The organism is Siminovitchia thermophila, from assembly GCF_016909185.1.
Lineage (GTDB): Bacteria > Bacillota > Bacilli > Bacillales > Bacillaceae_C > Siminovitchia > Siminovitchia thermophila.
In genome coordinates, this window is record NZ_JAFBFH010000001.1 from 258,114 (window position 1) to 281,675 (window position 23,562).

The 23,562-nt window shown below is 34.1% G+C and carries 21 protein-coding genes and 1 pseudogene; 7 read left to right on the forward strand and 15 right to left on the reverse strand.

Annotated features, from left to right (window positions below; genetic code table 11):
• Nucleotide 1: 1 nt before the first annotated feature.
• The 3 genes and pseudogenes from JOC94_RS01140 to JOC94_RS01150 form a co-directional block, all read right to left on the reverse strand.
• Nucleotides 2–982, reverse strand: coding sequence for a hypothetical protein (locus tag JOC94_RS01140; RefSeq protein ID WP_077110410.1), 981 nt, complete (start codon nucleotides 980–982; stop codon nucleotides 2–4).
• A gap of 159 nt (nucleotides 983–1,141) precedes the next feature.
• Nucleotides 1,142–1,513 (reverse strand): hypothetical protein, encoded by a 372-nt coding sequence (locus JOC94_RS01145; protein WP_077110412.1) that lies wholly within the window; start codon nucleotides 1,511–1,513, stop codon nucleotides 1,142–1,144.
• Nucleotides 1,514–2,295: 782 nt separating this feature from the next.
• Nucleotides 2,296–3,339, reverse strand: a pseudogene (locus tag JOC94_RS01150) (IS4 family transposase); the annotation flags it as partial.
• A gap of 501 nt (nucleotides 3,340–3,840) precedes the next feature.
• On the opposite strand from JOC94_RS01150, the gene JOC94_RS01155 reads away from it, so the two are divergent.
• The 3 genes from JOC94_RS01155 (at nucleotide 3,841) to JOC94_RS01165 (ending at nucleotide 5,549) form a co-directional block, all read left to right on the forward strand.
• Complete coding sequence (locus tag JOC94_RS01155; protein ID WP_077110416.1) at nucleotides 3,841–4,110, forward strand: hypothetical protein; 270 nt, start codon at nucleotides 3,841–3,843, stop codon at nucleotides 4,108–4,110.
• Between the two features lie 26 nt (nucleotides 4,111–4,136).
• The gene (locus JOC94_RS01160; RefSeq protein ID WP_077110418.1) at nucleotides 4,137–4,412 is read left to right on the forward strand and encodes a hypothetical protein; all 276 of its coding nucleotides are present in this window, start codon (nucleotides 4,137–4,139) and stop codon (nucleotides 4,410–4,412) included.
• 738 nt (nucleotides 4,413–5,150) lie between these two features.
• On the forward strand, nucleotides 5,151–5,549 hold the full coding sequence (locus JOC94_RS01165; protein WP_077110250.1) for a hypothetical protein: 399 nt from the start codon (nucleotides 5,151–5,153) through the stop codon (nucleotides 5,547–5,549).
• A gap of 119 nt (nucleotides 5,550–5,668) precedes the next feature.
• Here JOC94_RS01165 and JOC94_RS01170 read toward each other — a convergent pair whose 3' ends face one another.
• Nucleotides 5,669–6,445 carry a hypothetical protein gene (locus JOC94_RS01170; RefSeq protein ID WP_077110069.1) on the reverse strand — a complete coding sequence of 259 codons (777 nt, stop codon included), beginning with the start codon at nucleotides 6,443–6,445 and terminating at the stop codon, nucleotides 5,669–5,671.
• Nucleotides 6,446–6,803: 358 nt separating this feature from the next.
• Here JOC94_RS01170 and JOC94_RS01175 point away from each other — a divergent pair, with 358 nt between their 5' ends.
• Nucleotides 6,804–8,210: a recombinase family protein gene (locus tag JOC94_RS01175; protein WP_077110068.1), complete on the forward strand. Its 1,407-nt coding sequence runs from the start codon at nucleotides 6,804–6,806 to the stop codon at nucleotides 8,208–8,210.
• 128 nt (nucleotides 8,211–8,338) lie between these two features.
• Here the strand turns inward: JOC94_RS01175 and JOC94_RS01180 are convergent, their stop codons facing one another.
• The 6 genes from JOC94_RS01180 to JOC94_RS01205 all read right to left on the reverse strand — a co-directional run bounded on the left by JOC94_RS01180 (nucleotide 8,339) and on the right by JOC94_RS01205 (nucleotide 16,262).
• Nucleotides 8,339–11,059, reverse strand: a complete 2,721-nt coding sequence (locus JOC94_RS01180; RefSeq protein ID WP_213088936.1) for an ATP-dependent DNA helicase — start codon at nucleotides 11,057–11,059, stop codon at nucleotides 8,339–8,341.
• Between the two features lie 60 nt (nucleotides 11,060–11,119).
• A complete protein-coding gene (locus tag JOC94_RS01185; protein WP_236016929.1) occupies nucleotides 11,120–12,316 on the reverse strand; it encodes a hypothetical protein in 1,197 nt (398 codons plus the stop codon).
• A 116-nt stretch (nucleotides 12,317–12,432) separates the two neighbouring features.
• Nucleotides 12,433–14,001 (reverse strand): recombinase family protein, encoded by a 1,569-nt coding sequence (locus JOC94_RS01190; RefSeq protein ID WP_205177993.1) that lies wholly within the window; start codon nucleotides 13,999–14,001, stop codon nucleotides 12,433–12,435.
• 1 nt (nucleotide 14,002) lies between these two features.
• Nucleotides 14,003–14,419: a serine integrase family protein gene (locus tag JOC94_RS01195; RefSeq protein WP_205177995.1), complete on the reverse strand. Its 417-nt coding sequence runs from the start codon at nucleotides 14,417–14,419 to the stop codon at nucleotides 14,003–14,005.
• On the reverse strand, nucleotides 14,419–15,981 hold the full coding sequence (locus JOC94_RS01200; protein WP_205177997.1) for a recombinase family protein: 1,563 nt from the start codon (nucleotides 15,979–15,981) through the stop codon (nucleotides 14,419–14,421). Before JOC94_RS01200 ends, JOC94_RS01195 begins: the two co-directional genes overlap by 1 nt.
• Before the next feature lie 53 nt (nucleotides 15,982–16,034).
• On the reverse strand, nucleotides 16,035–16,262 hold the full coding sequence (locus JOC94_RS01205) for an SHOCT domain-containing protein (protein WP_186088529.1): 228 nt from the start codon (nucleotides 16,260–16,262) through the stop codon (nucleotides 16,035–16,037).
• A 232-nt stretch (nucleotides 16,263–16,494) separates the two neighbouring features.
• Between JOC94_RS01205 and JOC94_RS23455 the strand changes: the two genes are divergently transcribed.
• The 3 genes from JOC94_RS23455 to ant(6) all read left to right on the forward strand — a co-directional run bounded on the left by JOC94_RS23455 (nucleotide 16,495) and on the right by ant(6) (nucleotide 19,002).
• Nucleotides 16,495–16,557 carry a tetracycline resistance efflux system leader peptide gene (locus tag JOC94_RS23455; RefSeq protein ID WP_205178096.1) on the forward strand — a complete coding sequence of 21 codons (63 nt, stop codon included), beginning with the start codon at nucleotides 16,495–16,497 and terminating at the stop codon, nucleotides 16,555–16,557.
• 33 nt (nucleotides 16,558–16,590) lie between these two features.
• Nucleotides 16,591–17,967, forward strand: a complete 1,377-nt coding sequence (gene tet(L), locus JOC94_RS01215) for a tetracycline efflux MFS transporter Tet(L) (protein ID WP_001574277.1) — start codon at nucleotides 16,591–16,593, stop codon at nucleotides 17,965–17,967.
• Between the two features lie 174 nt (nucleotides 17,968–18,141).
• A complete protein-coding gene (ant(6), locus tag JOC94_RS01220; RefSeq protein WP_205177999.1) occupies nucleotides 18,142–19,002 on the forward strand; it encodes an aminoglycoside 6-adenylyltransferase in 861 nt (286 codons plus the stop codon).
• Nucleotides 19,003–19,109: 107 nt separating this feature from the next.
• Here the strand turns inward: ant(6) and JOC94_RS01225 are convergent, their stop codons facing one another.
• The 5 genes from JOC94_RS01225 to JOC94_RS01245 all read right to left on the reverse strand — a co-directional run bounded on the left by JOC94_RS01225 (nucleotide 19,110) and on the right by JOC94_RS01245 (nucleotide 23,554).
• The gene (locus tag JOC94_RS01225; protein WP_186088528.1) at nucleotides 19,110–19,817 is read right to left on the reverse strand and encodes an N-acetylmuramoyl-L-alanine amidase; all 708 of its coding nucleotides are present in this window, start codon (nucleotides 19,815–19,817) and stop codon (nucleotides 19,110–19,112) included.
• The gene (locus JOC94_RS01230) at nucleotides 19,814–20,224 is read right to left on the reverse strand and encodes a phage holin family protein (RefSeq protein WP_186088527.1); all 411 of its coding nucleotides are present in this window, start codon (nucleotides 20,222–20,224) and stop codon (nucleotides 19,814–19,816) included. The genes JOC94_RS01225 and JOC94_RS01230 overlap by 4 nt, the downstream gene beginning before the upstream one ends.
• Before the next feature lie 76 nt (nucleotides 20,225–20,300).
• The gene (locus tag JOC94_RS01235) at nucleotides 20,301–22,727 is read right to left on the reverse strand and encodes a glycosyl hydrolase family 18 protein (RefSeq protein WP_205178001.1); all 2,427 of its coding nucleotides are present in this window, start codon (nucleotides 22,725–22,727) and stop codon (nucleotides 20,301–20,303) included.
• A 41-nt stretch (nucleotides 22,728–22,768) separates the two neighbouring features.
• Nucleotides 22,769–23,350: a hypothetical protein gene (locus tag JOC94_RS01240; protein WP_186088525.1), complete on the reverse strand. Its 582-nt coding sequence runs from the start codon at nucleotides 23,348–23,350 to the stop codon at nucleotides 22,769–22,771.
• A gap of 9 nt (nucleotides 23,351–23,359) precedes the next feature.
• Entirely contained in the window at nucleotides 23,360–23,554 is a 195-nt protein-coding gene (locus JOC94_RS01245) for a hypothetical protein (protein ID WP_057995379.1), read from the reverse strand.
• Between the last annotated feature and the right edge of the window lie 8 nt (nucleotides 23,555–23,562).

The following is a 23,562-nucleotide window of genomic DNA, read 5'->3' on the forward strand; positions in this document are numbered from 1 at the left end:
ATTAATTTCCCCTTTCATATGATAGTGCATTAGCCAATGACATCATATTACTTGTAAGGCTTGTCGGCATATTCGCCATAACTGAAAATGGGTAAGAATTTACTGAATGAAGGTCTTCTCCATCTACTCTTGTACCATGAGGAGCATAAACTACAATGGGAATTTCCAAGTCCAAATCTTTTAGCTTTTTTATGTATTTCCTTATAGTTTCTTCTTGCTTTTTCCCACCAGCTTTTTCATACCTATATATAATAATATCTATTTCACCACTAGCTATCGCCTGGTCAAATTCTTTGAAGTTTTCCAAACTCAATAACCGAGCTTCATCTACTATTCTACGAATTCTCATTACTTCAAGTCTTTCCATCTCTTCTTTTTTATCTTGGGGGCTTAAAACCATTACTCTGCTCTTTCTAAGAGAGTGTTGATTCTCCATAAACCTTTCTAACTCACTGTATTTTGCTTCAAAGTCTTCCATTTTAGGATCAATTAAAAGTTTAATTTTAGTTTTAGCTTCCTCTTCAATTACCTTTACGGAATCCTTCACTGTTGAGTCAGCACTTTCTTTTATCTCATTAATGGATGATTTTATTGTTAAATTTGCATTTTCTTTTACTTCTGTTTTCGTTTGACCAAAAATCCAATAAAGGACTATTGTTCCACCTGTTACCAAGACGGCTAATGCTACAAAAAATAAGCTGACTAAGTTCATGAAGCTTTCTCGGTCATTGTTTGCAAAATCCTTATAGTTTATATATTCCTGTTTAAGAAAATCAATCGTTTTATCAGCACTACTATTTCCTGTTGTTGAATTGTTTTCCTGCAGATCGCCTATTTGACTACTTAATTTGGTAAGTCTTTCTTCTAATTGCTTCTGCTTTTCGTTCATTGAATTATTAATGTGCAATAAAAAGAAAAAATTGAAGGCTAGTAGGGCTATGAGCAATATCCCTAACACCTTTTCAATGTTGTTTTTCAACATACCACCCCCAGCATTTACTATCAATTTAACCACGTAAGAAATAGAATTATCAAGGGAGAGAATAAAGAAAAAAAATTGCAGCCATTCTCATCCCTCATTCCATTAAAGCACCCCATTAGTGGAAGAGTGTTTTTGCTTAATACAAAAACATCCCGTTGCTTATAGACTTGTCACGTTATCAAAGGGTATTGATTCCCGATTTACTAGAACTTCTATTACATCGTGTTCTGGGTCTGTCGTTAAATAAAATGTATGTTGCTTTACAGCGTCTTCTGCTAAATTGGTTTCATTCAACTTTAAAGTAACTTTATCCCCTTGTGTTTCTAAATCAGTTTCTACATCTCCACTTGAATGAAAAATGATATAAGAACCTTTTTCTCCATCATTGATTAATTGAAGTTTTAAATTGGAATCAATTCTGTCTTGCACATGATTAGGTACATTTTCAATTTCACTAAAACTCAATGCTGATGAATTACAAGCCGATAAAATCAAAATCACTAAAGTTACAGATATATATGTTTTCTTCATTGTTTTGACTCCTTCTGCACTTTACTTTGATACAGTTAAAACAAATATAAGTTCCACTTTTGATTCAATTTTATTTGAAATAACAAAAAATCCATTGGTGCTTATTAAAGAAACCTGCTTCGTTAGTACAATAAAAGACACGATAATCCTTCTTAGTTCAATTAGTTCAACAGAAAAGTGCGTTAAACCTTCTTGAAATCATCATAATTTTAAAATAGTTTACCGCAGCCTACGGGAAAATTGAAAATCCATTGGTTTGGCATCATTATATTTATATAACCACTACCACCAGTATGTATTACCTTTTCTCTTTTTTTCGCATATTTGCCCCGAACTAAAACCTGATGCACGTGCTCCGAGCTCCTGATACCTGAATATAATTATTATCAGCCATGATTTCTCCTTTTTATATATGATACGGTAAATATATGAGTGGGTTAACCATATTTAATCACTACATGACCATAATAGAATTTTGTGGATAAATCGGTATGACAATATTTTTAATGACAGCTTTACTAATTTTTGTTGAACATCACGTTGCTTAGTATTACTTATAGATTTGCTATGAATAAAACATTTATAATTTTTGAGCACATTGACGAGAAAATAGTTTATTTAAACAGAAATAACCTCACTACTGTTGCATAAAATTTGATAGAATTTCCCATTTATTCACTTTCCGTGTTAAGAGCTAAAAAAGTAAAAACCTAACTAAAGGTGGTTCCATCCACTTGGGGTTTATTTACAATTAGACTTTAAGAACGACGACGACTTACTTATCAGGGAACGCCTTTTCCTTCAATTTTCCGAAGCCAAATATGCGCTAAGCAGCCCGTAATAACGGCTGATTTGCAAGGTCTTTCGTTTGCTTCCTGTCTCTATTTGTACGAGAATATGTAGGCAAAAAACAATCAGTGCGATGAACACTTGATTTTGGATGGCCCACTCGCTTTGACCGTAGAATTTTTTTATGTTGAGATGTTGTTTGATCAATTTGAAAAATAATTCAATTCCCAACGTGATTTATACATCTCTGAAATTTCTTCGGCGCTCAAATCAAACCGATTTGTAATGAAGTGTAGTACATTCCCTTTTGAATCCATCCCTTTTAGAAAACGAAAGTAATTTTTAGCACTATTTTGAGTCGTAGTCGTACCAATCAGCACCATTTGATCAGATAAAACAGTCGTATCCTCGGGCAATTTAAAATTGTAAATTGCCCGTATGACAGCGCTTTTACGTAGTCTTGATAGAAAAAAGTAGCCGTCATCCTTCATGCGGTCAAAGCGCTCGTAGTCCAGATAGCCACGGTCAAACACATACATGCATTCCTTGTCATCCACCATGAATTCAAGCTGACCACGGTCGTGTTCTTTTTTTGTTATGACGGCTTTTTCGGGATAGGAAGTTCCTTTTTCCATAAATACAAGGCGTAGATGCAGTTTCACACCGGCTTTTGTCTTGCGGAACTTTGCCCCACCCATGGTTGTTTAAATTCAGTGACAATGTGCTTGAATCTATGTTTTTTAACGGCATAACAAGTTTTGTATAGTGAGTTTTGGCATGCATTTATGAGACTAAGTCATGGAAAAGCCTTTGAAATAGATCTGGATTCATACCATTTATTCGGCGTGACAGCTGCGAAATACTGATCGAATCAAGGTCAATCTCTTTTTGAAGATGATCATCGAAAAGACAATCACTTAGCGCATAAAGACTTTCTACTTCATGTAGCTAAGAAAAAAGCAGTAATTTTAGGAATGACTCTGTCGTTAATTTTTTAGTATAGAAATCTAACTTCTGGTTTTCACCTGTTCTTCAAATTATGAAGTTTTTCATGTAATCTTGTCCATGAGTTTGTGTCCTTTTTAGTGGATTTGGATGGGTTACCACATGACTTATCCATTATAAAAGACTTTTTCTATGCAAAAAATAAAAAGTGAAATTTAATTAATGCAACACTAGTGATTTCAGAATCATTATCAAAACTAGCAATGATGCCAGTTGATAAAAGTAAGATTCCACTTGCAATAAAAAGTTTTTTAGCTTTCAGCCAAAAAGGCCGAGAAAGAAAAAGAGAAAAAAGAAGCTGAAGAAGAACAGAAAAAGCTCGAACAAGAAAAACAGAAAGAAAAAGAGCGACTCGAAAAAGAGAAAGAGCAAAAAGCGCTTGAGAAGGAAGAGGCCGAAGCAAAAGCCAATGCCGAGGCGAAAAGCGCTGAATCAGCGAAAGAGTCTCCCCGTGATGAAGAGATCAAAGAGGTTATTAAAAAATCGCAAAGAAATATTTCGTTGAGATCAAAGAGATTAAAGCAAATGAAAACATGGGTCTTAATGACGGGAGTTATGTTGTACTCCCCCACTTCACTTGGAATGTAAAAAACGGTGCTAAAAATACACGTAACATGCTATCAATGTACAGTGAACATCTAGCTGCAAAGTTGGCCAAAGAATCTGATGTAAGTGAGATTACAGTATTCTGGGAGGTTCCCTATCATAAAGAAGCAAACAATGTTGCCAAGTTTAGTTATGAAAGAAATGGTGAACAAATGATGGTTGGCGAAGAATGGTTTGATCAGGTGATTCGTGAATAATATAAAGTGCGAGGTGAAATAAAATAATGGATGACAAAATAAAAACTGAGATGGAAATACAGAATGAACTTGAACAGTTAACTATTGAATTTCGTCGTGAATCAACGATTACAAACTCTCAAACGAAGAAAGATAAACTAAAGTTTATAAAAAACAAAGCGAAAAATCTAAGTATGAGAAGCATGCCCTTAAAAGGTTCAAACTTATATACCGAAATAGTGGGTTTGCAATACGACGTTGACCAAAGTTTAAAAGAAGAAACAAATAAATCAAGGAAGCGACACCTTGATCTTGAACGGTAACATCGCTTGATTTTAAGCCCTCTCGAAAGGGGCTTGTTTTTTATAAAAAACATTAACTTTTTTCATAATATCTGTTTACAACGTAAAGCGGTGGTATAATTTGTTATAGAAAGGAGGTGAAAAGTTGGAGGATGTAAGAAATATAGTCCTCACCGTCGCAGGAATCATCGCTAGCATCAAGGCGCTACTTGATATATACGATAGATTCACTAAAAGAGACGATAAGGACTAAACCACAGGGGGAGGCAATCCCCCTCCCTACAAATATTATAACACATCTTTCTCAAGCTTATGAATAAGATAAACAGTACAGACTTATTGGCGTTTGTTTTAATGGCCATACTGCTCTTGGAAATTGACTTCAACAACATGACTACATTAAACTGGATCGGTTTAGTAGTAAGTTTATTATGGTTTATACTCTTTATTACTAAAATGATATTACCAACAAAAGAAAAGAAGTGAGTGCGATGACAACTTACCAAAACTATACTCTAAAGCCGACTTAGCTCGGCGTTGGAACGTAAGTAGACAAGTCGTAAAAAATTGGGAGTTGAGACATGACGATTTTCCAAAACCGGCGATGTGGGTACATGACAACTCCCTCCCTCTTTATATTGAAAAAGACATCAACGAATATGAAGAAAAACGAGGTCTGTTAAAAAATGAAAATTAAAATCGGTCCCCGTAAACCCAGCTTAAAAAAGCGTATCAGCGGACAACGTTTTTACACGGAATATGACTGGAACAACAAAAAATAAAGAAGGGAAAGTGATTGGTATGACTTTTAAAGATACGAAATATCTTCATATTTATGCTCAATACATGCCACACCACGAGTCATTTATAGTGGGGAATAAAACAGCATTATTAGAATTAAAAAGAGTAATTGATGTAGCATTAAGTACGGGAGAGTCTCAAGGTGATTTTTCTGCATCTGATGGAGAGGGTTATGAAGTAATTGTGATAAAAGTTTCAGATGACAGCATGAAGTTATTTGAATCACTTGAAATGCCTTATACAGAACAATACGGAGAAATTAATAACCATATGTATTTTGTGAATGAAACGAAAGATAACAGTACACCTCATCCTCCTGCGATCTTGTTGAAAAATAAAAATGAGGATGGGAAATAAGTAAAAAATCATCGGAATTGGTACAAACCCAGAAAGTAAAACCGCATAAAATCAAATTTGAAAACCCTTGATTTCATGCGGCTTTTTTGATTTTCACTGGGTTTTACCCAGCATCATTTTTAAAATAACGTAAGGCCTGGTTTAGGTTTATATTTTGAAGGAATTATAGCTCTTAAAGAGTAATGATGTTTCATTGCGGCTGGTGTTCCTCCTATATGGAAATGCCAGAACCATTGTGATGTACCAGGTTTTAAATATGCATGTAAACTACCATTATCTAATCTAAATACAATTTGTTTTGTAGGTTTGTGTTGAATACTTAATAATGTTGTAACTTTACCTTTAGAATTTTTAATATTCCAGATTAATCTGTAATTCTTTCCTACTTTTTTTAGATTCTTTTTTAAATATGAGGATGCAACACGAGTTCCATGTCTTACAACAGTTTGTAATGCAATTCTTGCAACATGGGCTAGAATTGGAACAAAAATTGGAGCTATTGCAGGTTGTACTTCTCCATGTTGACCCTCAAGTGCTGAGTATACTTCCCCATGTTCTCTTTCTAGTTCTAGAAATTCCTCGCTATAAAAATATGTATTAAAAATCTTATCAAACTCTTCATCACTCATTGTTTCAAATTCTTCTTCGGTATAAGGAATTGTTTTAAGATAATCATCAATTTCATCTTCAATATTTGATAACTTTTGAGTCAAAATAATGTTTTCTTTCTCGCTTAGCGCAGAATTATACTGGTTTTCATCCTTGATTGAAACCTTATTAGTTTCTGCGCTAACCACATTGGTAAAAAAAGGTAATGTCATTCCGAAAACTAAAAGGAAAGCGCATAGTAAAGAAATTACATTCTTCATCCTCTTTTTTGAAAATAAACTGTTCATTTTCAAATCCTCCTGAATTATAAATTTGTTTAATTATAACAAATTTTTTTAAAAAAACGAATAAATAAATACAGGAAGCGATCACTGCTCTTTATATTAATCGACGGTGTATTGGGTGCTGAAAGAGACCAATTGTGGTAAAAAGCATATTTTAAACTAATTAAGGATCCTTTGATTACCTGAGCATTTTGTAGTTATAAAGGGACTGTCTAAAAAATCCAATTGAGAGTAAAGGCACTAAAATATTAAACCCAAGAATGTTGATTTTACAGCAATCTTGGGTTTGTTTTATTTAGTATTCAAGCTGTAATTTTACTTTTCGGACAGCCCGCCTTTTTTTAAAAAGGAGGGATAATTTATGAATGCAGCTATATATGTAAGAGTATCTACACACGAACAGGCTGAAGAAGGTTATTCTATAGAAGAACAGAAAGAAAGGCTAAAATCTTTTGCTGAAGCTAAAGGTTATGATGTTGCTAAAATATATTCGGATCCTGGATTTTCTGGTTCTAATTTAGACAGGCCAGCTATGCAAGAAATGATAAAGTTAATAAAAACTCGATCCATTGACGCTGTGTTAGTCTACAAAATAGATAGGTTAAGTAGATCACAGAAAGATACTTTATTTCTGATAGAAGAAATTTTTCAAAAAAATGGGGTAGCCTTAATTAGTATGAGCGAATCATTTGACACATCTACTCCCTTTGGAATAGCTATGATTGGTATACTTTCCGTTTTTGCACAACTAGAGAGGGAACAAATAAGAGAACGTTTTATAATGGGAAAAGAAGCGAGAGCAAAGAGTGGAAAGTGGCATGGTGGAGGTGGTGGTGCAAGGATAGTCACAGGATATGATTACATTGATGGCAGTTTGATTATCAATGAATACGAGGCACAATGCGTCAAATACATCTATGATAGGTACAACAAAGGTCACGGTATTTTTAATATATTAGAAAATGTTAGGGAAAAGTTTCCTGGGGTTCTTTCTTCTGAAACAACAATAAGCAACATTCTTTCTAATCCCATTTATATAGGAAAATTGAAATACAAAGGGGAAATTTATGAGGGCGAACATGAACCTATAATAGAAGAGGATTTGTTTAATCGAACTCAAGAATTGTTAGCAAAACGAACAAGTAAAACGAATCCTTTTAGAAAAACCTATCTATTATCTGGGATAATCTATTGCGGTTTATGTGGAGCTAGAATGAACGGAAGAAGCGGAGGATTGCTAAAAAATGGTGAAAGAAACAAATACTACAAGTGTTCTGATAAAATAATTAAAAAAAGGAAAGGTATTGCCGACGAATATTGCAATAAAAAAGAAGAAGCGAAAGAAGATATTGAAAATTATATCATAAGTGAGATTAAAAAAGTCAATATTGGTAACTTCGAGCAATACAAAAGAAAGAATAACGATAAAAATAAAGAAGTCTCAATACTTAAAAAGAAGTTGGGTGGCATCGATAAACAAATATCCAACTTGGTTGATTTATACAGCTTAGGTAACATCCCTGCCGAAGTAATATCAAATAAAATCAAAAAACTAAATGAAGACAAAGAAGGTATTTCAAACAGAATTAATGAATTAAAAAAGGAAAAAGATGTGAAACACTTAGAGCAAATAAAAGAAACAGTCTCTCAATTACCCAATTTCGACTGGGAGAACGAAGAGACTGATAAGAAAAGATTAGTCATTGCAACGCTTATAGATAGAATCACGGTCTTTGAAAATAAGGTTGTTATTGATTGGGCTTTCTAATTATGTTACAAACGCATTCTACATGGGACGAGTTGATAGAATTGATGTATTTGCGAATTTTAGCAAAACGGTCGTATGCGGGAACATATCGACTTATTTGTACGTTCGCGGGAACATATCCAAAATCTTCATCTAACTTTTTGCTTTTCCAAATCATTTTTCACTGAAATTAAAGCAACATCTTTTGCAAGATTCTTTTTATTGAAATTTGACAGGATTGTTTTTTCTGTTTCAGGGGTCCAATATATTTTTAAATTTTCCCTTGCCCGTGTTATAGCTGTGTAAAATATATTATGAGTGATTTGCTCATCAACTTCGTCAGTTATTACAACTTTTACCGATTCATATTCTAATCCCTGAGCTTTATGTATCGATATTGCATATGCTACTTGAAATGGGACAATATCATCACCGTTTTCATCATCATCTTCATCTGTACTTTTATATTTATTTACAGTAAATCGTATAATTGAGTTTGCATCTTCAGATTCATTTATCAGTTCAAAGTCGTAGCCGTATGCTTGCAATTCATTAATTGGTCGGTCTAATAATATATCAAATTCGATTTCTTTTTCGAACACCTTAATATCTACTATTTTCCCCTTTGAATTATTATATATTAAGGGATGGAATCTGTTAGACTCATTAAAAAGTATTGGATCTCCTACTTTATAGGATTGCACCCCCCATATAATCTCGGGATTAGGATTACTACCCTGAAGGAATTTATTAATATTATTTATTCCGTAAAGTCCATCATAATTCAAACAAAGTACGATTTCATCATCTGTCGTGCGTTGAAATATTGATTCATCTAAATTAGAAGAATAATCATTTCGGGTTAGATGTTCTAGTATATCATCATCAAGTTCCCTAACCTTTCTCCATACATTAAGTAAATTATCACTTTTACTTCGGTATGGTTTTTCTAATTCGAAAACTGATGTCTTGGGAACAAATGAACGTATAATATTAAACCAATTTCCAAAGGTTATTGATTCTATCTGAAATACATCGCCTACTAATACCAGTAATTTAAACGTTGATTTACTTATAACCTCATACATTTGAGCATTACTAACGGTACTACACTCATCAATAAACAGAACATCGCAATCTGTATCATTATGAGAGTACGTTAAGTATTTCGCTATTGTGTAATGTGAACAATTTGAAGCGTGTACTTTTTGTTTTAAATTATCTACCGCTGGGTTAGTATTTGCTAAGTATATTTTCTTTTCCTCATTAAAAAAATTAGAGATATGGTCAATCAAAGTAGTTTTACCAGTACCAGCCGCCCCATATATTAAAGCGACTCTAGATTTGTCAAATATACTTCTCAACGCACTTTTCTTTTCTTCACAATCTATTGAATGCGATGTATTTTCCAACCAATAATCTACAGACAACTCGTATCCCCCGATACCTTCATCAGTTAGTTCGTTTAACTCTTCTATGATTTTTACTGCATTCTCCTCATAACCTTTAATAAAAAGATTTCCCTTGTATTCTTGTATTTTTCGATTTTCATGTTTATAGTATAGTCTGTTATTATATTTTAATATCAAATAATCAACATTCTCAAAGTTAACTATATCTTTTTTACTTGTAAACAATTGTCCTTCTATCTCGGTATTATTTTTAATCATTCTAGCAAATAACTCATGTTCTCTATCATCAATATCGATACAAGCAAATAAATCAACCAATCTGGGATTATGACTCTTTAAAGAAGTATTAAACGGCATCTGATCAAACGGTATACATCCATAATCTAAATTTAAATCCGATAAAAGATGACAGGCTCTGTAATTTAGTTGATTTTTTATAACTTTATTGTTCATTTTATATAGTAAGTATTTTAACGTATTTGCTCCTGGGGAATTGTTAAGTATTATTCCTCTACACTTATCTAACAAATCGAAAATCCTTGAATTCTTTGACTTAGAATTTACTTCCTCTTTTATTTGTCTATAGTAACTTTTCGGCATACTTACAAATTGACTAAGATCCATACCAGTACTGAATATAAATAACATTAATTCCTTATACTCAACATGACCGGTTGAAATTTTCGAATTCAAACCAAAGATACTAGCAAAGTTGTTTAATTCACATGGTCGTATAGACACCTCATAATTCTCTATAATCCTAATTGGCATTCTTTTTCCTAAGACATCTATAACGTCATGCCTAATCCAAAATTTCACTGCATAATTAGACATTATATCAATATCAGTAAAGGCTATAATTCTATCAAATTTACTTACATAATCATTCGCTGTTGTAAATGTTACTTCATAGTATACTTTTTGATCTACAAAAAACGGTTTTATTTTCCGTATATAATACCTGTCATTGTATACATCATTATAACCATTCATTGGAGAAACTTTGATTTTTTCCGCAATTTTTTCGTAATATTCATTTAAGTGTGGATCAAGCTTTAATGGAAATTCCTCAATATTCGATAGAATATTTATATTATATCTCTTTTCTAGTAGTTCTTTTATTTGTAACATATATTTGTAATATTTAAGCATTAATCGTTCCGAATTTCCTTCATCAAGAGTGTAATGCGAAGTTGTTATTTGAAGGAATCTATGAAATTTGTGTAAAAAATTTAAGTAGCTAACTGTTTTCACAAACTCATTTGCTTTTTGTATGTTTTCGTATGTGATTTCTATGTCATCCCCGCTACTAAATGCTTTTAAAGAGGTATGTTCTACTAAATCACGTAAATCAGACAAAATGTTTTGCGACAAAAAACCACGATCAATTGTTTTAAAATGTTCAATATTCCTACAAATCTTTTTATCAATTACCCCTATTGCCTTATCAATTTTCAATTTACTTTTCACCTCATGCTAGTTTTTATTATATTTATAGTTTGGTTTGGTTAGATTACTTTACCAACGGTTCATATGATTGGATTTCTTATTAAACAATTTCTCTTTTTCATTCTCCGTTAACAATTTATCAGGATGTTTTTCTGAATCCCGAATCCAATTGGCCTTTTCTATCGCCCATCTATACTCCTCTGAATCTTCTTCCATTTCAGCAGTAACATACTCCTGAACTAATTTAGAATAGAAGTAATTCAAGGAATTGTTTATGAGTTGCTGTGTTTTTGTGTATTCATTGTCCCGCTTTTCCTGTAAGATTAATCTTTCTTCCTCCTCTTTCAAACGTTGTTTTTCTTGTATTATATACTCCTTTTCTCGCTCATCAATTATTTCTGGTAATGAAAAAATATAGACAAATACTTTTCTTAAAAGATCCTCAGTAGACATTCTTTTGGTTTGATTTATATTTTTTTCACTTCTTCCCCAGTTACGCCAATACAGCTTATAACCAACTTCCACATTTATTGTTCCTTTTGTTTCATATTCAAACGTATGATATGTAGAATATCTTTCATCTTCTGGTGATAAGTTAATTTTTCTACATGGCAATTTAAAGTTCAAAGTAATAGTATATTTATCTTTCAATATAATTTCCGTTTCCTCATATTTGGGAACAATCTTAGCGTCCGCTCTCTCAAGAGCTTTGAATAAACTATCTATAAAAGGTAAAACTTCTGGAAATATTTCTCCAGATGCCGATTTAATTCTCAATCTATCCTCTCGATAGGATTGATTTTTTTTACGATACCCAATTATCGCCTTATGTGGTTTTGAAGATAGTGTTTTATTTATTTTTAAATTATTATAAATATCTATTAACCTATCTTCATCTTGTTTAAAGTAAGAAAAATAACTTTTTTCCTGTTCTAATAATTTGCCGTGATTTGTTTTTAATGGTGGTAATTCTTGTTTTTCTTTTGTGGACTTAACAATCTTTTTTGGAGCTAATTTAACTTGATGCTTTTTCGCTTTTTTAATTGTAATCACTACACTATCTTCCGCATTCGGTAATTTTGGCTGCGGTGGCTTTTCATTCCCCATGTATAATTGACTCCAGTAAGATTGGGTAGGCAGTGGTATGCCATAATCAACACAAGCCTTTTTCAGATTATGATAAGGTATATCAAGTTTCTTAGCTGCCTTTGTCATTCCAACAGACCAAACTTCATCATATAAATCTTTCCTAGAAATTGATAACAAATATACCACCCCATCTAGTAGCGTTTACTTACATTTTATACTATTAAAATTTTCGGTCAATTTAACACTAATAAAAGCCCATGCCTGATCCGACATGAGCTCGTTAAGTATTCATATTATATTTCTTTTGCAATCTCAATCCCTGACTTAAATTCAATGGTTAATTGTCTTGCGCGAATTGTTATTTTCTCAATCAATCGTCTTACAAGTAAATCATCATACGTTTCAAGTTGCTGCGGTTGCTCTTTTAAAAACTTTGTCATTTCTTCAATCCGTTGTCTCAGTCCCTCTCGTGCTGCATTTTTCATCATGACTTCTTGCTTCAGTTCCCGCAACCCGTATATTTCTTCTGCCACGTCATCATAATCTTCTTTTGAATTTGCAAGCCTAAGCAGTTCCATTTGAAGTTCTTCTAACTTTTCATCAATGTCAGCTGTTGGTCTATCCGCATTTTCATTTAGCACTGTTTCAATATTTTCTATTAAAATATTCAAATAATCATCTTTGCTACTCAACACTTCATTGATGGCTTGTACTATTGCTTGGTGAAGTTCATCTTCTCTGATTGTTTCTGCACTGCAAAGATGTGTTTTTCTTTCTAGCCTGCTAACGCATCGCCACACGATAGATCTGTATCCTCGGTTATTCCAATGTACCCTTCGGAAAACATCTTCACATTCTTTGCAAAAGACAATGCTCGACAAGGCATACTTGCTGCTATACACTCGTTTCTTTCCAGTTTTTCCGTTTCGAATATTTGCCCTTCGCATCATTTCTTCCTGGACTTGTAGATAAATAGCTCTCGGTATGATTGGTTCATGGTTATTTTCGACATAATACTGTGGAACATGACCGTTGTTTACAACTCGTTTCTTTGTTAAAAAATCTACGGTGTATGTTTTTTGAAGTAGTGCATCTCCGATATATTTTTCATTTTGCAGTATCTTTTTAATCGACTCTGGCCGCCACTTGGACCGTTTAGCTGCGGTAAGTATTTCATCCGCTTCAAGTCCACGTGCTATTTGAACCAAACTTGCTCCTTCTAAATATTCTCGGTAAATTCGTTTAACAACTTTTGCTTGTTCTGGATTGATGACTAGTTTGTTGTTTTCATCTTTTGTATAGCCTAAAAAGCGGTTATGGTTCACTTGGACTTCACCTTGCTGATATCGGTATTGAATTCCAAGTTTTACGTTTTGACTAAGTGACTGACTTTCTTGTTGTGCTAGGGATGCCATGATGGTGAGCATAATTTCACCTTTGGCATCCATTGTATTGATATTTTCCTTTTCAAAAAACACAGGTATTTCTTTATCCTTAAGTTGTCTAATGTATTTCAAACAGTCAAGCGTGTTTCTCGCAAAACGACTGATGGATTTTGTAATGATCATGTCGATTTTTCCATTCATGCTATCCTCAATCATCTTATTAAACTGCTCACGCTTTTTGGTATTTGTCCCAGATATTCCATCGTCCGCATAAATGCCTGCCAACTCCCATTCAGGATTGTTCTGAATATAGGTAGTGTAGTGTTCCACTTGAACTTCATAACTAGTTGCTTGTTCTTCGCTATCTGTTGATACACGACAATAAGCTGCCACTTTTAATTTTTTCTTATCCTCTGCATCAACATTTCTCGTTCTTCTCCTAGCTGGGATAACTGTTACGCTTCTTGCTAAAGCCATTTTAAGTCACCTCTTCTTTAATTAAGCTGTATACATATTCTGCTTGTTTAATTGGATTGTCGTATTTGTCTTCCACTTCTCCGATCGTAAATTCAAAACATGGTGTAAATGACTCTTCCTCTTTCGTTCTATTTAATCGTCCTAGTTTTTTCGCTCGTTTAAATCTTTCGTTTTTTAATTGTTCAAATTGTTCTTTTGAAATTAATCTCGGAAACAATTCATTTCCTAGATACCTTTCATCTGTTAATATTCTAGTAATTCCGCCATGTGACCGATTAATACCAGATTCCCTTGCTGCATTAGCTAAAGATTGGCCCGATAAGTATGATGCGATTAAAAGCTTTAATTGCTCAGCTTCTTTGGCATGAACTTCAATTTTTCCGTTTACTATTGCATATCCAAAAGGTGTATGTGCCATCAGCGCTTAACCCCTTCCCTTAATGTAATGCCACAATTCAAATGAAATCCTATCTCATTTGGTGAATATACGATTATCTTTTTTACAATGTCTTGAAAAGATTCTTCATCAAATGCATCTATAAATATTCCTTGTTTAAAGTATTTAATGAGCCGCTTTACTTCACTTAGCTGATTTGAACTGTCATTGATTAAATACAGTAACTGCTCTCTTTCTTCTTTTAGCTTCATATTCTTTTGGGACAATTCAATTTTCTGTTGATTGAAAATAGCAGGTTCTAAAAAGCCTTTTGTCATTAATTGAATTAATGTATTCAGTTCATCTTTTGTAACTTCGAGTTGTGTTTCTATTTCAGAAATCATTTGATAGTTTTCATCTTGATTTGACGTTTCTAGTTGTTTAGATAGTGGTATTAATACATAACTATAGCCAAACTTTAATTTGTTCATCATTGTAATAAAAGCTTGATGAATACGTTCTTCCCTTATAAATAGCATCGAACACTCATCTTTGTTTTTAATATGTGTAGAACAGCACCAGGCAATATATTTACTATGCGTGGAAGTGTGTATTCTTCTTTTAAATGTATCTCCACATTCCATGCATTCAATCTTCCCTGAAAAAGGATAGCGGTTTAAATATTTTCTACTGCCAGCAGCTACATTCTTTTGGCTTGCTTGATATTCTAACATTCGATTAGCTGCTTCAAAATCAGCATGTGTGATAATCGCTTCATGATGATTTTCAATTAGGTATTGATCAAGTTCACCTTGATTTACCTTTCGATTAAAATGCTCATCAGTAAAGGTTTTTTGAAGTAGCACATCTCCCGTATATTTTTCATTCTTAACAATTCCACGTATCGTAGAACCTGTCCAATTGCCATTTCGCTTTGTTGGTATTCTTTCTTCGTTTAGCTGTCTGGCAATTCGTTCTGTTCCTATTCCTTCAAGTACACTATTGAATATTCGCTTGACAACTTGTGCTTGTTCTTCATTTACAACCACCATTTCATCGATATAATCGTAACCGTATGGCGGGTACGATATCTTGTAAGTCCCTCGTTTAAATCTTTGTCTAATCGACCATTTACTATTTTCGGAAAGTGACACTGATTCATTTTCTGCTAGACTACTTAAGATTGAAAGCATAAGTTCACTTTCCATCGAATTCGTATTGATGTTTTCCTTTTCAAAATAAATGTGCACACCCAGGTCCATCAATTTTCTGACTAACTCTAAGCAGTCAATTGTGTTTCTCGCAAATCGACTAATCGATTTCGTTAAAATGAAATCAATCTTTCCTTTTTCACAATCAGATATTAAGCGAAGCAATTCTGGTCGTCTATCCTTTTTCGTTCCTGTAATACCTTCATCACTGTAAATATCAACTAGCTGCCATTCATCATTATTTTCAATTAAAGTTTTGTAGTGTCGTCTTTGCGCTTCTAAGCTAATCAGCTGTTCCTCGTTTGATGTCGATACCCGTATATATGCAGCGACCTTTTGTTTCGGTTTTACTACTGAAAATGTTGTCATATCAAGTGTTGTTATCTTTCTCATCCACTCACCCTCCTTTCTTGTACGTGACATATTAGCGTTAGAACACTGTTATATCAAGGTTTATCGCACATTAAAGGACCTAATAATGGATTGAATTTTTGACGATTTAATTTACTTATTTGATCGAATTCTTCCTGAGAAATGAGTTCTTTTTCGCGTAGTTTCATGAGCATTTTTTCAGCAAGATGAAAATGAAGTTCATTTTGAAGTTGTTCTTCAGTTGGTTTTGATGGTTTATGATTTGGTGTTTGATGCTCAGATGAGAGTTGTGTCATTCGCATATGGTTTTCCTCCTAAATAGTCTTCTACCTATATGCGATAAAAAGATAGGATTCGAACCCTTGTTTCTGTAATATGTTGATTAATAGTTGATATGTAATTGAAGTTCTAGATATAATGAAAGTAGATTATTCAACAAACGGGCCATATTGTTGTATAAGTGATGAAATACTGAATTTAAAACTTAGTTTATATGTGGTAAAATGTTTTAATCAAGTTTAGGAGGAATTAATTATGAAGCGTAATGAATGTAACAGGGTTCAATTAAAAGAGGGAAGCGTATCATTAACCCTATAAACTACGTCTGCCCTCATTATTGGAGGGTGAAATGTGAATACATCCTATTCACAATCGAATTTACGACACAACCAAATTTTAATTTGGCTTTGCATTTTATCTTTTTTTAGCGTATTAAATGAAATGGTTTTGAACGTCTCATTACCTGATATTGCAAATGATTTTAATAAACCACCTGCGAGTACAAACTGGGTGAACACAGCCTTTATGTTAACCTTTTCCATTGGAACAGCTGTATATGGAAAGCTATCTGATCAATTAGGCATCAAAAGGTTACTCCTATTTGGAATTATAATAAATTGTTTCGGGTCGGTAATTGGGTTTGTTGGCCATTCTTTCTTTTCCTTACTTATTATGGCTCGTTTTATTCAAGGGGCTGGTGCAGCTGCATTTCCAGCACTCGTAATGGTTGTAGTTGCGCGCTATATTCCAAAGGAAAATAGGGGTAAAGCATTTGGTCTTATTGGATCGATAGTAGCCATGGGAGAAGGAGTCGGTCCAGCGATTGGTGGAATGATAGCCCATTATATTCATTGGTCCTATCTTCTACTCATTCCTATGATAACAATTATCACTGTTCCGTTTCTTATGAAATTATTAAAGAAAGAAGTAAGGATAAAAGGTCATTTTGATATCAAAGGAATTATACTAATGTCTGTAGGCATTGTATTTTTTATGTTGTTTACAACATCATATAGCATTTCTTTTCTTATCGTTAGCGTGCTGTCATTCCTGATATTTGTAAAACATATCAGGAAAGTAACAGATCCTTTTGTTGATCCCGGATTAGGGAAAAATATACCTTTTATGATTGGAGTTCTTTGTGGGGGAATTATATTTGGAACAGTAGCAGGGTTTGTCTCTATGGTTCCTTATATGATGAAAGATGTTCACCAGCTAAGTACTGCCGAAATCGGAAGTGTAATTATTTTCCCTGGAACAATGAGTGTCATTATTTTCGGCTACATTGGTGGGATACTTGTTGATAGAAGAGGTCCTTTATACGTGTTAAACATCGGAGTTACATTTCTTTCTGTTAGCTTTTTAACTGCTTCCTTTCTTTTAGAAACAACATCATGGTTCATGACAATTATAATCGTATTTGTTTTAGGTGGGCTTTCGTTCACCAAAACAGTTATATCAACAATTGTTTCAAGTAGCTTGAAACAGCAGGAAGCTGGTGCTGGAATGAGTTTGCTTAACTTTACCAGCTTTTTATCAGAGGGAACAGGTATTGCAATTGTAGGTGGTTTATTATCCATACCCTTACTTGATCAAAGGTTGTTACCTATGGAAGTTGATCAGTCAACTTATTTGTATAGTAATTTGTTATTACTTTTTTCAGGAATCATTGTCATTAGTTGGCTGGTTACCTTGAATGTATATAAACATTCTCAAAGGGATTTCTAAATCGTTAAGGGATCAACTTTGGGAGAGAGTTCAAAATTGATCCTTTTTTTATAACAGGAATTCAAATCTTTTTGTTCCATTAAAGGGCGCTGTTCTGGAGCAAGGATCTGCGCCATGAATTACAGAATTGGGCTATATTGTGGAATAACTTATTGTGAGAATAGGGAGATTTAAATGCGCAAAGAAAAAGAGATGATAAACCTTTTTAAAAATATTGTTATGAATGATGACGGCATCAGATTATCAGTCCTTGAAGGTTCTAGAACAAACCAAAACATTCCAAAAGATGATTTTCAAGATTATGATATTTCCTTTTTTGTCACAGATATCGCACCCTATAAGAAAGATGATGATTGGCTAAATATTTTCGGCAATATGGTTTTCATGCAAAAACCAGAGGATATGGAATTATTTCCGGCAGAGTTTGAGCACTGGTTCACCTACATTATGTATTTTAACGATGGTATAAAGATTGATCTGAGTTTAATTCCTTTAGATGAGGTAAACAAATACTTTTCCAACTCAGATGGCTTAGTAGAAATATTGGTTGACAAAGACGATCGAATCAGTAAAGCGATTATTCCAAGTGATATTAAATACTGGACAAAAAAGCCCAATGAACAAGAGTTTGATGATTGCTGTAATGAATTTTGGAATGTATCAGCTTATGTAGCAAAAGGATTGTTTAGAAAAGAACTTCTTTTCGCATTGGATCATTTTAATCAAATTCTCCGTCCTGAACTTTTAAGAATGATATCTTGGGAAGTTGGTCTACGTAAAGGGTTTAATTTTAGTGTTGGCAAAAACTACAAATTTATTGATCAGTATCTACCCGAAAAGGAATTTGACAAACTAACTAAAACCTTCTCACTATCAGGTTATAGAGAATCTTGGGAATCCTTTGAGTTGTGTTGTCAAATGTTCAGAACATATTCTAAAAAGGTCGCTTCCTCATTAGGTTACAAGTATCCTGAATACGATCAAAAAATGACACGCTTTATTCGCAATGTTTACGAAAAATTGAGTGAAAAATAATCTTATGGAATGTAACCTGTTATTAAGCTAACGGGCGCGATTGTGGAAGAACAAATAGTCATTTAAGTTACAACCGAAGAGTTTAACTACTCCTCGGTTGTTTTTATTTATTCATACTTCACAAACGCATCTTTAAAGCCAGCTTTCTTTGCTTTTTCTAGTTGCTTATCTGCATTCTTTTTAACACTATACGCACCAACCTGAACCCGATATAGTTTCTTTCCACCAGTTGATGGCTTTGAGGTTGACGCACCTTTCGATAATTCCTTCTTCACATCTGCCCGAAACGTATCCATTGATTTTCCATGTTTTGAAAACCAATGACGTGGGTCACCATGATTACTAGCAATTTTCTTCTGATAGCCTTCATAATGACCGATGATGTTTTTCTCCGTCAGTTTGTATTGTTTACAAAGATAAGCACAAAGTTCAACCGCTTCTTTATAAACCTTATTAAAGTAAGTCTTATCAGTTAAACCATCTTCACAAATTTCAAAACCAATATGTGTATTATTCGCATCACCGCCCGCATGCCATCCGCGATGATTCCAAGGTAAAGTTTGGTAAGTTGCAATTGATCCATCTTTTAACTTTCCGATAAAAGCATGAACACATACTTGTCTTCCATCTGGACGTGGCTGGTTCCAGTGATTGTTGTATTGATTCTTTCCTAACAAACCATCATCTGGGCCAACGTAACGTTTTAAATTGGGATTGTTTGCCCCTGTGCTATGGACCATGATTCCTTTTGGTGTAATTTTCCTTCCTGCCTTGTAACATTCATTCTTCGTTAAAAATAATTGTTTTAATTTCATTCTTCATTTCCTCCCTTATTGTTTAACTGAGCAAGTACATTTTTCAACTTCTCAGGTATTGGTAAACCTAATTGTGAAGCATTTTCCAACATAGAAATACCTTCATTCGAGCAATAAAAAAAGATGACTGCTGTTCTTAGAACGCTGCCATCCCCTATCAAGTGAGTGTCAATCATATGTCCGACACCTACCAATATAAAAATTAATACCTTTTTAAATATCCCCCGGTAACCAATTTCACTAGATAGTTCCTTATCGACAATTGCACACATAACTCCAGTGATATAATCAGTAACAACCAATATGATCAATGCATACAAAAAGCCATCTAACCCTCCTAAAAACCAACCAATAAATCCACCTAGCGCTGTAACGATGATTTGTATCCAGTTCCATATATCCTTCATAGAAAAGTTTCCCCCTTTAATTTTAAAAACATCTATATAAAAAGGATGTCCACATTTTATAGACACCCTTAAATGTTTATATTTGTTTTGGTAATGCTTCCCAAACTCGCATATCCTCCTGCCCTAATGACCAAATGGCAATGCCTCGTAATTTCCACCTGTAAGCTGCCTCATTTGCCCAATAAACCAAGCTATCAACATCTTGATAATAAAGAATTGAAAAACCATCCGCATCTCCTAAAAATAAACGTGATATCCAAAGGTTAATGTCCTTTGGTTTTATTTTGACGGTATAATCATTTCCCGCAATTAGTGGTAATTCTTGTGAGTGGAAGAAATCATAGTCCATTGATATATCATCACTTCTTGTGCTTATCTCCTCCACATCATTATTTACTTTAAAGACCTGAAACTCGTTATTCCAAGTAACACCTATTCTTGGTATCCTTCCGAATTCTACTGTGTTTCCATTTGGAAAAGTTATATCTACACTTTCATATGGTTCGTATGTCCATGCATCTCCTAAACGAAGTAAGTCAGATATCATGCGGTTATCTGAACGAATTCCTGCATACCCTCCACTGAAATCATTTATATCCACTTTAAATCTGAATGTGTTTGCTGCCCCGGAATACACCCTGACAGAATTATTACGAATTCGCATTTCAATCGTGTACAGATTAGGAGCAGTTCGTAAATTAGCGTTTGATGTTCGTTCAATTTGAACATTATAACTACCCAGTAATGAATTACTTTTATACAACTCTAGACGTTGAGATGTATAATTTAAACAGCAAAACAAATCTCCACAAAAAACTCCTGCTCTCCCACTTCCGTTTTGTGGGAATCCAATTCTTGCTCTAATGTGTATATCTTTAAAATCTGAATATCTCCATGTCAATTCACCTTTTCCATCAAGCTGTGCATAAGGACGTGGATTGTTAAAATCATCTTTTTTCCATACTTCCCATTCACCACTTAAGGTTGTCCAATAATTGCTAGGTAGCGGATTTTCATCCCTGAAGTCTTCATACCAAATAAGTGCGGAATCTGGTTTCCTTCTTAATACTTCTGTTGTTAATTTAAATGCCCGATCAGGTTCCACCATTTGACCATTTACCCCTTTAAACTTTCTAGGTGCAAGTAAGAACTTCGCTTCACCCGCGCTAGATGATTGTTGAAAGTCTGAGCAAACTCTAAAACCATAAAACTGTACACCAGGTATTCCTGCTTTAACTTTGATGGTATGTGCACCTGCTGTTAAGGATATATTCTTCTTTAACGTTAACCAACAAGTTGTTCTCCAATAAGGCCACCATAGCCTACTTTCCTTAAAGGTTGTTTCATCATTATCAATTGATATTTTAATCGTATTTTTATCCCAAAAAGGAAAACCAATCCTTACTGCAATGTCATAAGTTCCACTAGATTGCAAAGTGAAATTATATGTCGTTTCACCGTTTTCACCGAGAGTAACCATCTGAGAAGAATCAGATACAATTCCCGCATGACTATCATAATTACTTCCTAGACGATCAATAAACACACTTCCAAACTCTGTCTTTTGTTGTTTACTATACGCTGTTAAAAAGCTTCTTCGGTTATAATCTTCTGCAATTAATGGATTGGTTCTCGTAACTGCATCTGGACCTTCCATGTAATCATAGACATGTGGCAATGCCCATGGGACTTTATCGTAATCATCCCAATAAGCAATGATAGGAATCATCGGTTGCGGTGGTGCATCATTTGTAAAGTTATAACCACCTGTCATCCAAAGTTGTGCAGCATAATAGGTGTTGGACGTACCACGATAAACCCTATTTAAATTCTGAGGAGTATCATCAATTCGCCAGTTCCAACCGTAACCTGGAAGACCTAAGAATATCTTCTTTGGAGACATGACGCTTGTTGCATAATTATAAATACCTTCCAACCAATCTCGCGGGGAAACAGGACCAGGAGCCGAACCTGCCCAAGCCATCCCATAACTCATAATCGCAGCTGTATCACAATAAGGATCTAAATCTTCATATACACACCAGTTTTCTCCTCCAACTGAGCCTTGAACCCCTGTCATTCCAGGTAAGCATATATTGACTAGTTTTGATGAGTCGTGCTGTTTGACAGTTTGATAGATATCTTTAAATAGAAGGTTTGCAGCCTCTTTATTTTCATAACCACCACCACGTTCTAAATCAATATCAACACCATCACACCATGGATACTTATTCATGATCCGAACGATTTCTGATAAAAATTTATCTTTTGCACCATTTGTGTTATTTCTGATTGCTGTAAATATTGATGCCGTTCCATGATTCATGATTGTTAGCAGCCACTTTATATGAGGCCATTTATTAATATACGGCATCATGCTCGATATACTTGTCCCTGTTTCTTTAATAGTACCTGTAATATCTACCTCAAATGTAAATATACCTACCGTATCAAGCCTATCCCCGTATTTGTTTAAAGCCTCATACATTCTTGCGTTTCCCATGAAACTCCACACCATTGTCTTTTTGCCTTCTAGATATTGACTCATTGCTTGCCACTTCCTTCTTGCATTTCCTGGAATTCAAATAAAACTCGTGCTGCTTTTCCTTCTTCGAGTTCTACAATGTGCTTACTATCAGATGCTGCGGTATATTGATAAAACCCTTCTTTTTCTGTTTTGCTTTGATTTCGCAACGCTTGTCTACTTGAAGCCAATAATGAAAATGTGTCATCTGGATTTGCTACAGCTTTAAATTTCATATGGTGGGATCCATATCCTTGCGAAAGTTTAATACTTCCTGCTTTCATTGATTGAAGGGGTGTGATATGACAATCCAGTCCTGCAGATGTTGTTCCCAGATTAAATATGACAATCGTTTCTTTACTTCTAACCACTCCATTATAGAAACGAACTGGGAGAACCCCGCTTTCTTCTCTATATTTTTCAAGTGAGGTTTCTGTGTTTAAGACATATCCCGTTAGCTTATCGCCTTCTTGAAGTTGTATATCTGTATAATAAATCGTCCCCGTACAGTCTGTAACGAACAATTTCAAAGTTACATTTACGACTCTTTTATCTTCTTTCACACGTATTGTTTCACTAAATCTAGTAAATTGTATCGCCATTCAAATCACCTAACCATCAAGGGTCCACTTTATTTCTGATACATGCCCAACCCACCCAGTAGCGATTGAACCACCTTGCAAAAGAATATCTGTAAAATACACTGTCCCAGTGCAATCTTTTACAAATAATCGAATTGTTAATTTCTTAATTTTCCCAGATCCTTTTGGAGTAATTGCATGTGCAGTTTGAGTTAAAAACACCATTGCCAACA